The following is a 12,966-nucleotide window of genomic DNA, read 5'->3' as shown; positions in this document are numbered from 1 at the left end:
CCCTCGCCCTGCGGCGGTCCGGCCGGGCGGCTGGCCGCCCTGCGGCGGCGCGGGGCGGCCTTGGGGGCCGCGGCCTCCGCACCCCCCGCTTCGTTTCGTTCGTTCTCTTCGTTCGGTTCGTTGATATCGAGCATCCGGGCGGTTCTCCCGTTCATGCCCCCGGGCGCCGCGCATGGTGAGCGGGCGCCGCACAGGGGCTTGCGTATGTCGATCGGTGCTCCGCTGCGCGGTGCGCCGATAAGTCTTTGGTCAAGCCTGTGGCTTCAGGTCTGGGTTGTGTCCGGACCCCGGGTGGCTCCCAGGGGCCCTGGACGGGCTCCGACGACGCCGACGGCCGACCGCCGCCGCCTACGCGGGCTGCGGCTCGGCCGCCTCGGATGGGAGGGCCGGTGCCGCGACGCGGTCGGGCGCGAACGGGTCGGTCACCGTGCCGGACTCCTCGTCGAGCGGCCCCTGCGCCAGCCTGGTCACCCCAGCGGGGACCGGCAGCGCCAGGTCGGCCGTCACACGGAGACCGGACAGGACGTCATCGGGTCGCACGGCGGGTGTTGCATGCCGAACAACCAGCCGCAGTATCGCACAGGCACGGCCTGCGGCGATATCGGTACTACTTTCAGGTAGGCCGGTCGCACCAGCGACGACCTGCGATCCGACCACCTGGAGGGCCACCACGGCGCCGCGCGCGTCGAAGCTGCGGATGCCGTTCTTGGTCTGCCGCTGCACCTCGACGCTCTCGGCGGCGAGGAACACCGCCACAGCAGTCCCGACCGCCTCGGGGGTCACCCCGTCCAGCCGCAGCTCCCAGACCGAGGCCTCAAGGCGCTCCACGAAGTTCGGCGTCCGCACCTCGACCGCGTCGATCACGTCGAGCCCGGTCGGCAGCGACTCGTCCAGCTCCGCCCGCAGCGCCTCCGGGTCCCGCGGTGCGCTCAGCGCCAGCTCGACGTACTCGGCCTCACTGGCGGAGCCGGTGGGCGCGGCGTTGGCGAAGCTGATCCTGGGGTGCGGCGAGAATCCCGCCGAGTACGCCATCGGCACGGCCGAGCGGCGCAGGGCGCGCTCCAGAGCCCGCTGGAAGTCGCGGTGGCTGGTGAATCGCAGACGGCCGCGCTTGGTGTAGCGCAGTCGGATGCGCTGCACCACCGGTGCGGGCGGCGGACCGTCGGGCGTGCGGCGTGCCAGGGCGCTCAGTCCTTAGGGAGGAGGGGTATATCCGGACCCCACCAAGGGTACGCGGATCGGACATCGTGCTTTCACCTGAGAATGAGGACCCCATGATCGGCACCCTGCAGACCTTCGCCCTGGACTGTCCCGACCCCACCGCCCTGGCCGGCTTCTACGCCGGACTGGTGGGCGGCAAGGTCGTCGACGAGGACGGCGGCAACGAGTGGGTGGAGCTGCGCGGTGACTACGGCACCGCGCTCTCGTTCCAGCGGGTCGAGACCTACCGGCCGCCGTCCTGGCCGGGCCAGGAGCGGCCCCAGCAGAGCCACATCGACATCGGCGTCACCGACCTCGACGCCGCACAGGCCGCCGTCCTGACTCTGGGGGCGACGCTGCTGGAGGACTGGAACGGCACCAAGACCTGGCGTGTCTTCGCCGACCCGGTCGGCCACCCGTTCTGCCTCTGTGCCTGCTGACACCCGGCTGACCTGCTGTTGATGCCCATTCAACACGGCTCGGTCATCGGAAATTCCCGGAACCGGTCCTCGCCGTGACGGTGTCTCAGACAACACCGAACAGGCACACTGTGCGCAACACGGTATCTTCACCAAAGGACGATCGACGGATGATAACGCTCACCAAGGAAGACGGACCGGCAGATCTGACCGGGGTCACCCACCTGTCCATCGGCGCGTCCTGGGACGCCTCCTCCGGGAGCAGCGGCGGCCTGGCCGGCATCGTCCGCCGCAAGGTCGGCGTCGACCTGGACCTGATCGCCATCGCCATGCAGGGCGCCGACCCGGTGCGACTGGCCGGCCTGGACTCGCGCGATCCGCTGGGCAACGGCTCGCTGGTGCACAGCGGGGACAACCAGACCGGCAAGGGTGACGGCGACGACGAGACCGTGACGGTCGACTTCGCCAAGATCCCCGGCAATGTCACCTCGATCGTCTTCGTTGCCGCGGCCTTCAAGAAGGGGACCTCCTTCCAGAAGGCCCGCAACATCAGCTTCAAGGTCTACGACGCCACCGGCGGCAGCTCCCAGCAGGTCGCCGACATCTGGCCGAGCCTGCTCAGCACGGACAACGGCTGCGCCGTGGCGAAGGCCTTCCGGGTCGGCAACACCTGGAAGCTCGAAGTGATCAACACCACCGGCAAGATCAAGCAGGCCGACGAGACGGCACTGATGCGCTTCGCCATCAGCAAGTAGCCGGACGGCACTGCGGCCCGGAGCGGTGCTCCGGGCCGCCGTGCCGTCTCGGTCAGTGGCTGTGCGAACCGCCGCTGGCAGCGGGCTGCTTGACCGTCAGCGGCAGCAGCTTGACGCCGGTCGGGCCGATCTGGATCTGGGTGTCCAGCTGCGGACACACGCCGCAGTCGAAGCACGGGGTCCAGCGGCAGTCGTCGACCTCGACCTCTTCGAGCGAGTCCTGCCAGTCCTCCCAGAGCCAGTCCTTGTCCAGGCCGGAGTCCAGGTGGTCCCAGGGCAGGACCTCCTCGTACTGGCGTTCGCGGGTGGTGTACCAGGCGACGTCGACGCCGGTGCCGGCGAAGCCCTTCTCGGCGGCGCGCATCCAGCGGTCGTAGGAGAAGTACTCGCGCCAGCCGTCGAAGCGGCCGCCGTCCTCGTAGACGGCGCGGATCACGGCGCCCACCCGGCGGTCGCCGCGGGAGAGCAGGCCCTCGACGATGCCGGGCTTGCCGTCGTGGTAGCGGTAGCCGATGTTGCGGCCGTACTTCTTGTCGTTGCGGATGGCGTCGCGCAGCTTCAGCAGCCGGGCGTCGGTCTCCTCCACGCCGAGCTGCGGCGCCCACTGGAACGGGGTGTGCGGCTTGGGGACGAAACCGCCGATGGAGACGGTGCAGCGGATGTCGTTCTGGCCGGTGACCTCGCGGCCCTTGGCGATGACGTTCTTCGCCATCTCGGCGATCTGCAGCACGTCCTCGTCGGTCTCGGTGGGCAGGCCGGCCATGAAGTAGAGCTTCACCTGGCGCCAGCCGTTGCCGTAGGCGGCCGCGACGGTGCGGATGAGGTCCTCCTCGGACACCATCTTGTTGATCACCTTGCGGATCCGCTCACTGCCGCCCTCGGGGGCGAAGGTCAGTCCGGAGCGGCGGCCGTTCCTGGTCAGCTCGTTGGCCAGGTCGATGTTGAAGGCGTCGACCCGGGTGGACGGCAGGGACAGGCCGACCTTGTCCTCCTCGTAGCGGTCGGCGAGCCCCTTGGCGATGTCCGCGATCTCGGTGTGGTCGGCCGAGGACAGCGACAGCAGGCCCACCTCCTCGAACCCGGTCGCCTTGAGGCCGCGGTCGACCATCTCGCCGATGCCGGTGATGCTTCGCTCCCGTACGGGGCGCGTGATCATGCCGGCCTGGCAGAAACGGCAGCCGCGGGTGCAGCCGCGGAAGATCTCGACGGACATCCGCTCGTGGACCGTCTCCGCAAGCGGAACCAGGGGCTGCTTGGGGTAGGGCCACTCGTCCAAGTCCATCACAGTGTGCTTGGACACCCGCCACGGCACGCCGGAGATGGTGGGGACGACCCGGCCGATCCGGCCGTCCGGGAGGTACTCCACGTCGTAGAACCGGGGGACGTAGAAGCCGCCGGTCCGGGCCAGCCGGAACAGCAGTTCGTCGCGCGGGCTGCGGCCGTCGGCGCCGGGGCGGCCCTCGGCCTTCCAGGCCCGGATGATCTCGGTCATGTCCAGCACGGCCTGCTCGCCGTCGCCGACCACGGCCGCGTCCAGGAAGTCCGCGACCGGCTCCGGGTTGAACGCGGCGTGGCCGCCGGCCAGCACGATCGGGTCGTCGATCGTGCGGTCCTTGGACTCCAGCGGGATGCCCGCCAGGTCCAGCGCGGTCAGCATGTTGGTGTAGCCGAGCTCGGTGGAGAAGCTCAGCCCGAACACGTCGAAGGCCTTCACCGGGCGGTGCGCGTCCACGGTGAACTGGGGGACCTGCTGCTCGCGCATCAGCTTCTCCAGGTCCGGCCAGACGCTGTAGGTGCGCTCGGCGAGCACGCCCTCGCGCTCGTTCAGCACCTCGTAGAGGATCATCACGCCCTGGTTGGGCAGCCCGACCTCGTAGGCGTCCGGGTACATCAGGGCCCAGCGCACATCACACGCGTCCCAGTCCTTGACGGTGGAGTTCAGCTCGCCACCGACGTACTGGATCGGCTTCTGGACGTGCGGGAGGAGGGCCTCCAGGCGCGGGAAGACCGACTCGACAGGCATAGAGGGGACTTTCGTGTGGACGACAGAGCGGACCCTTGCGGATCTGACCCTTCAGGATAACGCGGTGCCGAAGGACGTCCGGACCGGAAGCAGCCGGCGCAGCAGCGGCGAGGGCTCCAGGCCCAGCTCGGACCAGAGCAGTTTGCGGTAGGCCTCGTAGTGGCGCAGCGCCTCCGAGGCGTTGCCCTCGCGGAGGTGCACCTCGATGACGGCGCGGTGGGCGCTCTCCCGCAGCGGCTCCATGGCGACCGCGCCCAGGGCCATCTCCAGTGCGCCGGCGCAGTCGCCGCGCTCCAGCAGGGCGGCGGCGAGCCGGTCCAGGGCGTGCAGGCAGTGCTGCCGCAGCTGCTCCTGCTCGGACAGCACCCAGTCGTCGTACCAGTCCGGCAGCAGGTCGCCGCCGGTGAGATAGGCGGGCTCGGGGCGGGGCGGGTCGGGCGGCCGCAGCAGCAGGTTGTTGAGTTCGGCGAGGTCCAGCCGGATCCGGGCGAGGTCGAGCATCACCCGGTCGCCGCGGACCAGCAGCAGCGGCGCCGGGCAGCGTCTGATCCGCCACAGGGTGGACCGCAGGCAGGCGTGGGCCTGGGCCTCGGGTGCCTCCGGCCAGAGCGCGCCGACCAGGATCTGGCGGGTGGCGGGGCCGTGCAGGGCGACATGGGCGACGACCCTGCGACCGGCTTCGGGAAGGGCGACCGGCTGCCCGTCCGAGGTCAGCCGCCAGCCGCCGAGCAGTGAGAGTTCGATCATGGCGATCTCCGTCAGCTCCGTGCCTGGGATCGTGCGGCACTGTGCACTCTTGACGCGCCCCGGGGTTGTGTCAACGCCTCCGGCGACGCCCCGGGGGCGGGGGGCCGGCGCGACTTCGGTACGGATACGGTGCGGCGGCGGTGACGGACCGGTGACGCGGGACGACGTAGGCAGGGTCGTGACAGCCGATTTCTCTGGAGGACCCCATGACCGTCGTCCATGACCGTGTGGCACTGATCGGCAGCGAACGGAAGATGATGAAGGGGCAGAGCCTCATCGGGTCTGCCGACTCGCACGAGAAGCTGACGGTGACCGTCCAGGTCCGCCGCCGCCCCGGTGCCGTCGAGGCGCCGGATCTGGCCCAGCTGGGCAAGCAGCGCCCGAGCCGGCGCAGCGCCGTGGACCGCAAGGCCGTGCTGTCGGCGCTCGGCGCCGATCCCAAGGACCTGGAGCAGGTCAAGCAGTTCGCGCAGCAGTTCAAGCTCAAGGCCGAGCAGCCCGACCCGGCGCAGCGGACGATCCGCCTCACCGGCACGGTGGACCAGTTCAACCAGGCCTTCGGGGTGCAGCTGAAGCAGTACCGCGAGGGCGAGCGCACCTTCCGCAGCCGCCAGGGCAGCATCTTCGTGCCGCGGCAGCTGCACGGGGTGATCGAGCGGGTGTCCGGGCTGACCAACCGTCCGCTGGCGCAGCCGCACCACAAGCTGATCCCCAGGGCCCCGTCCGGCGTCACCGCCCAGCAGGTCGCCCAGTTGTACGACTTCCCCCAGGGCGTGGACTGCTCGGGTCAGACCATCGCGCTGATCGAGCTCGGCGGCGGCTACAGCCAGCAGGACCTGGACAACTACTTCAACAGCGCCGGAATCCCCTCGCCGCAGGTCATGGCGATCGGTGTGGACGGCGCCGCCAACTCCTACGGCGACCCCGGCGGAGCCGACGGCGAGGTGGAGCTGGACATCGAGATCGCCGGGGCGATCGCCCAGGGCGCGACCATCGCGGTCTACTTCGCACCCAACACCGAGCAGGGCTTCATCGACGCGGTGCTGGCCGCGGCCACCAGCACCCAGCACCCGCCGACCTGCATCTCCATCAGCTGGGGCGCGCCGGAGGACGTGGGCTGGACGGCCTCCGGGCGGAACGGGATGGACTTCGCCTGCTATGTCGCGGCGGCCCTGGGCATCACCGTGCTCGCCGCCTCCGGCGACAACGGCAGCAACGACGGCGTCTACGACGGGATGGCGCACTGCGACTTCCCGGCCTCCGACCCGTATGTGCTGTCCTGCGGCGGGACCTCGCTGCAGCTCGACAGCAAGGGCATGCTGAAGAACGAGGTGGTCTGGAACAACGGCAACGGCTGGGCCACCGGCGGCGGGGTCAGCGACGAGTTCCTGCTGCCGTCCTGGCAGTCCGCCGACGAGGTGCCGCGCCAGGTCGACAGCGGGCAGCAGGGCCGCGGCGTGCCGGACATCGCCGGCAACGCCGACGCGATGCGCAGCCCGTACGAGGTCGTGGTGGACGGCGCCTGGATGTCGGTGGGCGGCACCAGCACGGTCGCGCCGCTGTACGCGGGGCTGCTCGCGGTGATCGCGGCCGGCAGCGGGGCCAAGCCGGGCTTCCTCAGCCCGTACCTGTACCAGCTGGCCTCGCAGCCGAACCTGTACTTCGACGTGGACAGCGGCAGCAACACGGTGCAGCCGGCGCCGGGGTACTCGGCCGGCAAGGGCTGGGACGCCTGCTCCGGCATCGGCCGGATCAACGGCAACCTGCTGCTCCAGCAGATCTGAGCCGGGACCTGACCCCGGGACCTGACTCCGGGGCAGGACTTCACCGGGTCGCGCCGGGCCCTGCGTCGCGCTGTCCGTCAGCGGCGCAGGGCCTCGGCCGGTTCCACCCAGGCGGCGCGCAGCGAGGGGTAGAGCCCGGCCAGCAGGCCGACGACGCTGCCTGCGAAGGGCGCCGGGACCACCGTCCAGGGTTGGAGGACGGCGGTCCAGTCCCGGCCGACCGCGACCAGGACCACGGTGGCGACGCCCAGGGCGGTGCCGATCAGCCCGCCGAGGGTGCCCAGCACGGTGGACTCGGTGAGGAACTGGGCGGCGATATGGCGCGGACGGGCGCCGAGGGAGCGCCGCAGGCCGATCTCGCCGGTCCGCTCCAGCACCGCGACCAGCGTGGTGTTGGCGATTCCGACTGCCCCGATGACCAGGCAGATGGCCGCCAGCAGCAGGAACAGTCCGGTGAGGTCGCCGGCCACGGCGTCGCGCAGCGAAGCGGGGTCGGGCGGCGCGGCGGCGCTCAGCAGTGACGGGTCGTCAGGACGCAGCGCCATGGCGGCCTGATGTGCGATCAGATCGGCTGCCCCGGTGCGGGTCGCGATGACCATGCGGGCCTTGAAGGCGTCGCCCTGGAGCGGGTTGCCCCACAGGTGCTGTGCGGTGCTGCTGGGCACCAGGACGCCGAGCAGGCTCTGGGGCAGCCGCTGGGTGTCGCTGATGATGCCGATGACGGTGAAGCCGGTGCCGTTGACGAAGACCGCGGGCTGGGCGTCCAGCCGGGTGATGCCGAGCCGTTGGGCCGCGGCGGCGCCGAGGACCGCGACGCGCAGGTCGCGCTGCTGGTGGAAGTCGTTGTAGAGGACGCCCGCGCTGACCGTCGCCTGCACCGCCTGCAGCGCTCCGGGTGACATGGCGTAGACGCTCAGCCCCTGGCCGGCCGCGGCGCCGGACGGGTCGGCGGAGGCGGAGACCCGCGGCTGCTGGAAGGGCGCCGGCCAGTACACGCCGGCGGCGAGCGCGCCGTTGAGGCGGCCCACCCGGGCGTCGGCGTCCGCCGGGAAGTCCATCGGGCCGCGGTTGGTGTCGGCCTCGGCCGCCGGCGGGGGGCCGACGTCGGCCACGTTGACGGTGGTGTCCTGGAGCAGCGAGAAGCTGTGGCCGATCTGTCCGGCGGCGGTGGAGGTCAGGCCGAGGACGGCGACGAATGCGCCGACCCCCAGGACGGTGCCGAGCAGGGTGAGGGTGGACCGGCCCGGCCGTTGGATCAGCCCGGACAGGGCCTCGGCCAGCAGGTCGACCAGGCTCAGCCGGGAGTGCGGGACGGCGCTGCGGGTGGCCCCGGCGGCGCGGGCGCGCCAGGGACGGCGGGCGCGCCAGGTGCGGGGGATCATGCCCGGCCGCCGGACGGGGCCGCCACGCCCGGTCTGAGCACTCCGTCGCGGATGGTGACCGTACGCCCGGCGCGCGCGGCGACGTCGCGGTCGTGGGTGATCACCAGCAGGGTCAGTCCGGTCGCGTGCAGCTCCTCGAACAGGGTCATCACCCGGTCGGCGGTCACCGAGTCCAGGTTGCCGGTGGGTTCGTCGCACAGCAGCAGCGAGGGCTCGTTGACCAGGGCCCGGGCAATGGCCACCCGCTGGCGCTCGCCGCCGGACATCCGGGTGGGCAGGGCGTCCAGCCGGTGTCCGAGCCCCACCCGCTGCAGCACGTCGCGGGCGGCGGCGCGGCGCCCGCCCCTGGGGGTGCGGTTGTAGAGCTGGGCCAGGGCGACGTTCTCCGCGGCGGTGCGGTGCGGCAGCAGGTGGAAGGACTGGAACACGAACCCGATCCGCTGTCCGCGCAGGGCGGTGCGCCTGGACTCGGCCAGGGTCCCGGTGTCGATGCCGTCCAGTTCGTACGTCCCGCTGCTGGGGCGGTCGAGCAGCCCGAGCAGATTGAGGAAGGTCGACTTGCCGGAGCCGGACGGACCGACGACCGCGACGTACTCGCCGGGCAGCACCGTCAGCTCGCAGGAGCGCAGCGCGGTGACCGGGGGCGGACTGGGGAAGGTCCGGGTGACGCCGCGCATCCGGATCACCGGCGCGGGCGGCACCGGCACTTCGGGGCCTTGGAGTGGTTCGTGCGGCGCCTGAGCAGGCGTCATTTGCCGACCACCACCTGGTCGCCGGGCTTGAGCACGCCCCCCGACGGCGTGACCTGGACGTAGTTGTCGGCGGTCACGCCGGGGTTCACCGTGACCGTACGCCTGCTGCCGTCGGCCGCGAGGACGGTGACGCTGGTACGCCCGTCGACCGCCGAGCTGATCGCGGCGGCCGGCACCGCCAGCACCTCGCCCGCGGTGGACGCGGCGACGATGGTGATCCGCACGTCCTGACCGGCGAGTCGGGGGTCCCACGAGGTGTCCGGGGTGACTGTGACCGGGACATAGGGGTCGCCGCCCGAGCCGGCCGGGGCGGCCTGCTGGCTCGCTCCGGAGGTGGTGGCCTGCTGCGCGGTGGGGTTCACCTGCGGGGAGACCGACCCGACCCGGCCGCCGTACTGCCGCCCGGTGCTCTCGTCGAGCACGGTGACCTTCATACCGACCTTCACCAGGGCGGCGTCGGACGGGAGCAGATGACCCGTCAGGTTCAGTCCGCCCGCCGTGAGCGACATCAGCGGGGTGGTGACATGGTCGCCGACATGCGCGCTGACGCTGTCCACCCGGGCCGGGAAGGAGGGCAGGAAGAGCACCTCGGAGGACGGCACCTCGGGTCCCGACTGGGACTCGGCCTGGGCCAGCGCCCGCTCGGCCTGGGCCAGGGCCGTGCGGGCCCGGGAGAGCTGCACCGACAGCGAGGCGCCGCCCGGGTCGGCCACGGCGGACGGCGACGCCGCGGCGGACGTCCCGGAGGTCGCTACAGTGCCCTTGGCCGTCGTGGCCGTGCTGCCGCTGCCGCTGCCGGTCGAACTGCTGCTACTGCCGGAGGCGATCTGGGCGCGCAGGTCGGTCACCGTCTGCTGCTGCTGGTCCACCGCCGCCTGCGCGGTCTGCACGGCCGTGGCAGCGGTTTCGGCCGTCGTCGGCACGGCGTACCCCAGCGCGCCGTACCAGGCGGTGACCGCCTGCTTGGTACCGCTGCCGAAGTAGCCGGTTCGGTCACCGTGGGTGGAGATGCCCTGGTTGTGGAGATAGGTCTGCAGCTGGGCGATGTCCGTGCCGGTGTCCCCCGGCGCGAGGTCGCGGTAGGTCGGCACCTTGCCGGGCAGGGCGACCACCGGGCGGCCGGACACCTCGGCGAGCACCTGGCCCGGGTTGACGGACTGCCCCGCGCCCGCCTTGAGGGCGGTCACCACCAGCGCCCCGCCGCCGGGCCCGTCCGAGGTCGGCGCGACGCTGGTGGGCAGGACCGGGTACTGCTGCCCGGTGGCGAAGGTGCCGCGCAGCACCGTGGTATCGGCCAGCACCCGCCGCACCACCGGGGAGGTGAGCACCGACGCCTTCGGCGCCCCGGCGTCCGCCGCCACCTGGGCCGGGGACTTGACGGCGGTGGAAGCGATCATGCCCCCCGCCGAGACCAGCGCCGCGACCAGGGCGACCGCGATCACCAGCCGCCGCCTCCGGTGCGGCCCCGGGGCCCGGCTGGACGCCGGCGCACCCGGCCCGGCGCCGTCGGCCCCGGTCACGGCCTCCTCTGCATCGGCATCGGCATCGGCATCGGTCTCGGCATCGGTGCTCAGCACGCCATGGCCTGCTGACTGTCCGTCACTTTCCATACCCCGTCCAGCTTTCGCAAGGTGATGAAGGCGAGCTGCCGACGCTTGGCGGTCAGCTGGCCCGGCGACTGCAGTCCGGTGCGCGCGTCGTAGAGGCGCCACTGGTCCAGGCCGACGCAGTCCGCGATCTTGCGCGTCTCCCCGACCACGGCCATCCCGAGCACATGGTGGTCCACACTGCCGCGCAGCACGACCCCCTGGTGGACGTCGGACGCGAGCGTGCTCAGGTCGATGCCGAGGGCGGGCTCGGCGGCATGGCCCTGCAGCTGGGTGCCGGCGGCGCCGGGGGTCCGGCTGGCGGCCAACCACGCGCCCCAGTACGCCAGGTAGGCCCGTTCGACCTCGTCGACGGGGGCCTGCAGCTGGTAGCCCTGCACCACCGGGTAGTCCGACCTGGCCGCCTGGCCGCCGCCGGCGGCCGCGCCGCCGCCGCAGCCGGTGAGTGACAGGGTTGCGACGAGCGCGGCGATCCCCGCCGTCAGCGGCCCCGGCCGCACCGCTGCCGTCACTGGCCGTGCTCCTGCAGCACCTGGGCCGCGGTCTGCGCCTGCCGCTGCACCGCGGCCCGCTCGGCGTCGAGGTCCTGCTGGTGCTGCCCGATCTCCTGCTGCTCGATCGCGGCGAGGACGCCCATGGCGGTGCCGAAGAGATTGGTCTGCTTGGTGCAGCTGACGTCCGCCTTGGCGGTGGCGATCTCGGCCGCTGTGGGCTGCGCCGCCCACGCCTCGGTGGTGAGGTCGTCGGGGCGGCTGTAGACGAAGCCCTGCTGCTTCATGCAGCTGCTCCAGGCCGCGGTGGCGGCGACGACCCGCGAGTCGCCCTCGGTGCGCTGGTAGGAGTCGTCCTGGACCTGGGCGGCCGCCTTGGACGCTGACGCCTGCTGGCCGATCTTGCGGGACGCCTCACCGTCGCACCCGCCCGCCGGGATGTTGCCGCCGGCCGGCGAGGAGTCGGTGAGCGACTTCTGTCCCGACTCGGCGCTGAACTCCGCCGGGTCGAGCTTGCTGCCCTTGCCGCCCGAAGTCTTGTCGGAGCTGGCGCCGGGGGTGTGGAAGCCCCACTGGGCCGCTCTGGCCGCGTCCAGGAAGCCGAACTCCCCGGGGCCGTTCTGCGCGGAGGCGGCGGCCGGGGTGACGGCCAGGCTCCAGTTGCCGAAGCCCAGTCGGCGCATGCAGTCCTGGGTGAGCAGCGCGGTGGCCTTGCTGATCGCCTGCTGCTGCTGGTCGTCGGCCTGGTAGGCGTCCAGCGGCAGGGAGACCTGGGCCGCGGAGGTGGGCGTCGCGGTGGCCGTCACCGGCGGCGGCGCGAGCGCCGCGCCCGACGCGGCGGTGGCGGATCCGCCCGCACCAGCCGCGCCCGAGCCGGAGCAGCCCGCGGCGAGGGATCCGACGAGGAGCAGAGCGACGGCGGTCCCGGCCGACCGGCGGGCGGTGAGGCGGAGCATCAGCGCAAGAACCCTTCGAGTACCGCGCCGCTTCAGCGCGGAGTAATGTGCGGCGTCGTTCCGCTCGCCCTCATTGCAGGAGGGCGAGCGGAACGCCTCGGTCAGCAGGAAGTGAACTGCTCGCTGCCGGTGTTCAGGTAGACCTCGGTGCTGTATCCGCTGACGCCGGTCGCGGCGTCCTTGTTCCAGTCCCAGGCGTAGTTGCCGTTGACGTCGCTGCCGCCGGTGTAGCAGTAGTCGTACTCGTGCTGACCGGGGTAGCCGCGCCCGTAGATGGCGGGGCTGTTGGTGTAGGGGGTGGACCGCAGGGCCACCCCGCTGGCGGTGTAGTCGCCGTAGTAGGTGGTGGCGCCGGCGGTGCCGACGCCGACCGCGAGGGCGGCGGCCGCGGCTGCGGCGACCACGAGACCGCGGGCTGAACGTGACTTGAACATTGATCTCCCTGTTTCCCGAGTGAGGAGAGAGGCAAGCCGATTGGCCTGAACCAGAGTCAATCTCACCAAGAGGACTTCGGGAACTGTCCCTGGGGACAGTCCTGCAACTGCCACACCAGGGCAATCTGTGCCAACTTCAGCCTGGAGTCTACTTTCAGACGATCCATCAGCAGAGCGACATGCGATTTGACGGTTCGTTGGGTAATGAAGAGGGCGGCTGCGATCTCCTCGTTGGAGCTTCCGCACGACACCAGGTCGAGCACTTCCCGCTGACGCTCGGTCAGAACGGTGACCTCGGCGGCCCGGCGTCTGAGTGACTGTAGATGGTGTGCCGTTGACGAACTCTCGCGCAGCATGGTCCCCCCCGAGGACTCAGCTTTGGCCGACGAGCGGGTCGACCGTCCGCGTACATGGCC

The 12,966-nt window shown here is 71.7% G+C and carries 13 protein-coding genes; 3 read left to right on the top strand and 10 right to left on the bottom strand.

The window, feature by feature from the left end; genetic code table 11:
- Positions 1-348: 348 nt before the first annotated feature.
- On the bottom strand, positions 349-1,140 hold the full coding sequence (locus tag TR46_RS19310) for a TIGR03936 family radical SAM-associated protein (RefSeq protein ID WP_042402775.1): 792 nt from the start codon (positions 1,138-1,140) through the stop codon (positions 349-351).
- Between the two features lie 134 nt (positions 1,141-1,274).
- On the opposite strand from TR46_RS19310, the gene TR46_RS19305 reads away from it, so the two are divergent.
- Both TR46_RS19305 and TR46_RS19300 read left to right on the top strand, forming a co-directional pair.
- Positions 1,275-1,640 carry a VOC family protein gene (locus TR46_RS19305; RefSeq protein WP_042402682.1) on the top strand — a complete coding sequence of 122 codons (366 nt, stop codon included), beginning with the start codon at positions 1,275-1,277 and terminating at the stop codon, positions 1,638-1,640.
- Between the two features lie 149 nt (positions 1,641-1,789).
- On the top strand, positions 1,790-2,374 hold the full coding sequence (locus TR46_RS19300; RefSeq protein WP_042402679.1) for a TerD family protein: 585 nt from the start codon (positions 1,790-1,792) through the stop codon (positions 2,372-2,374).
- A gap of 52 nt (positions 2,375-2,426) precedes the next feature.
- On the opposite strand, the gene TR46_RS19295 is transcribed toward TR46_RS19300, so the two are convergent.
- Positions 2,427-4,397: a TIGR03960 family B12-binding radical SAM protein gene (locus TR46_RS19295; protein ID WP_042402675.1), complete on the bottom strand. Its 1,971-nt coding sequence runs from the start codon at positions 4,395-4,397 to the stop codon at positions 2,427-2,429.
- A 51-nt stretch (positions 4,398-4,448) separates the two neighbouring features.
- Positions 4,449-5,144: an AfsR/SARP family transcriptional regulator gene (locus tag TR46_RS19290; protein ID WP_042402672.1), complete on the bottom strand. Its 696-nt coding sequence runs from the start codon at positions 5,142-5,144 to the stop codon at positions 4,449-4,451.
- 206 nt (positions 5,145-5,350) lie between these two features.
- Here TR46_RS19290 and TR46_RS19285 point away from each other — a divergent pair, with 206 nt between their 5' ends.
- On the top strand, positions 5,351-6,928 hold the full coding sequence (locus tag TR46_RS19285) for a S53 family peptidase (RefSeq protein ID WP_042402669.1): 1,578 nt from the start codon (positions 5,351-5,353) through the stop codon (positions 6,926-6,928).
- Between the two features lie 77 nt (positions 6,929-7,005).
- On the opposite strand, the gene TR46_RS19280 is transcribed toward TR46_RS19285, so the two are convergent.
- From TR46_RS19280 to TR46_RS39615, 7 genes are all read right to left on the bottom strand, one after another.
- Positions 7,006-8,310, bottom strand: coding sequence for an ABC transporter permease (locus TR46_RS19280; RefSeq protein WP_084718721.1), 1,305 nt, complete (start codon positions 8,308-8,310; stop codon positions 7,006-7,008).
- Positions 8,307-9,062, bottom strand: coding sequence for an ABC transporter ATP-binding protein (locus TR46_RS19275; protein ID WP_084718720.1), 756 nt, complete (start codon positions 9,060-9,062; stop codon positions 8,307-8,309). Before TR46_RS19275 ends, TR46_RS19280 begins: the two co-directional genes overlap by 4 nt.
- The gene (locus tag TR46_RS19270) at positions 9,059-10,639 is read right to left on the bottom strand and encodes a peptidoglycan-binding protein (protein ID WP_052432929.1); all 1,581 of its coding nucleotides are present in this window, start codon (positions 10,637-10,639) and stop codon (positions 9,059-9,061) included. The genes TR46_RS19275 and TR46_RS19270 overlap by 4 nt, the downstream gene beginning before the upstream one ends.
- On the bottom strand, positions 10,633-11,181 hold the full coding sequence (locus TR46_RS19265) for a hypothetical protein (RefSeq protein ID WP_042402666.1): 549 nt from the start codon (positions 11,179-11,181) through the stop codon (positions 10,633-10,635). Before TR46_RS19265 ends, TR46_RS19270 begins: the two co-directional genes overlap by 7 nt.
- Positions 11,178-12,116 (bottom strand): hypothetical protein, encoded by a 939-nt coding sequence (locus TR46_RS19260; RefSeq protein WP_042402663.1) that lies wholly within the window; start codon positions 12,114-12,116, stop codon positions 11,178-11,180. The genes TR46_RS19265 and TR46_RS19260 overlap by 4 nt, the downstream gene beginning before the upstream one ends.
- Positions 12,117-12,217: 101 nt before the next feature.
- Positions 12,218-12,550: a hypothetical protein gene (locus tag TR46_RS19255; protein ID WP_042402660.1), complete on the bottom strand. Its 333-nt coding sequence runs from the start codon at positions 12,548-12,550 to the stop codon at positions 12,218-12,220.
- Positions 12,551-12,612: 62 nt separating this feature from the next.
- On the bottom strand, positions 12,613-12,906 hold the full coding sequence (locus TR46_RS39615; protein WP_161790155.1) for a helix-turn-helix domain-containing protein: 294 nt from the start codon (positions 12,904-12,906) through the stop codon (positions 12,613-12,615).
- Between the last annotated feature and the right edge of the window lie 60 nt (positions 12,907-12,966).

Origin of the sequence: Streptacidiphilus carbonis (genome assembly GCF_000787775.1) — a bacterium.
Taxonomy (GTDB): Bacteria; Actinomycetota; Actinomycetes; order Streptomycetales; family Streptomycetaceae; genus Streptacidiphilus; species Streptacidiphilus carbonis.
This window is presented reverse-complemented; position numbering and strand designations above follow the sequence as displayed.

What these genes read in the sequence shown, in the direction of transcription:
- TR46_RS19285 (WP_042402669.1), top strand. Translation starts at nt 5,351, where the DNA reads ATGACCGTCGTCCATGACCGTGTGGCACTGATCGGCAGCGAACGGAAG.
- TR46_RS19295 (WP_042402675.1), bottom strand. Translation starts at nt 4,397, where the DNA reads ATGCCTGTCGAGTCGGTCTTCCCGCGCCTGGAGGCCCTCCTCCCGCAC.
- TR46_RS19260 (WP_042402663.1), bottom strand. Translation starts at nt 12,116, where the DNA reads ATGCTCCGCCTCACCGCCCGCCGGTCGGCCGGGACCGCCGTCGCTCTG.
- TR46_RS19275 (WP_084718720.1), bottom strand. Translation starts at nt 9,062, where the DNA reads ATGACGCCTGCTCAGGCGCCGCACGAACCACTCCAAGGCCCCGAAGTG.
- TR46_RS19255 (WP_042402660.1), bottom strand. Translation starts at nt 12,550, where the DNA reads ATGTTCAAGTCACGTTCAGCCCGCGGTCTCGTGGTCGCCGCAGCCGCG.
- TR46_RS19280 (WP_084718721.1), bottom strand. Translation starts at nt 8,310, where the DNA reads ATGATCCCCCGCACCTGGCGCGCCCGCCGTCCCTGGCGCGCCCGCGCC.
- TR46_RS19305 (WP_042402682.1), top strand. Translation starts at nt 1,275, where the DNA reads ATGATCGGCACCCTGCAGACCTTCGCCCTGGACTGTCCCGACCCCACC.
- TR46_RS19300 (WP_042402679.1), top strand. Translation starts at nt 1,790, where the DNA reads ATGATAACGCTCACCAAGGAAGACGGACCGGCAGATCTGACCGGGGTC.
- TR46_RS19290 (WP_042402672.1), bottom strand. Translation starts at nt 5,144, where the DNA reads ATGATCGAACTCTCACTGCTCGGCGGCTGGCGGCTGACCTCGGACGGG.
- TR46_RS39615 (WP_161790155.1), bottom strand. Translation starts at nt 12,906, where the DNA reads ATGCTGCGCGAGAGTTCGTCAACGGCACACCATCTACAGTCACTCAGA.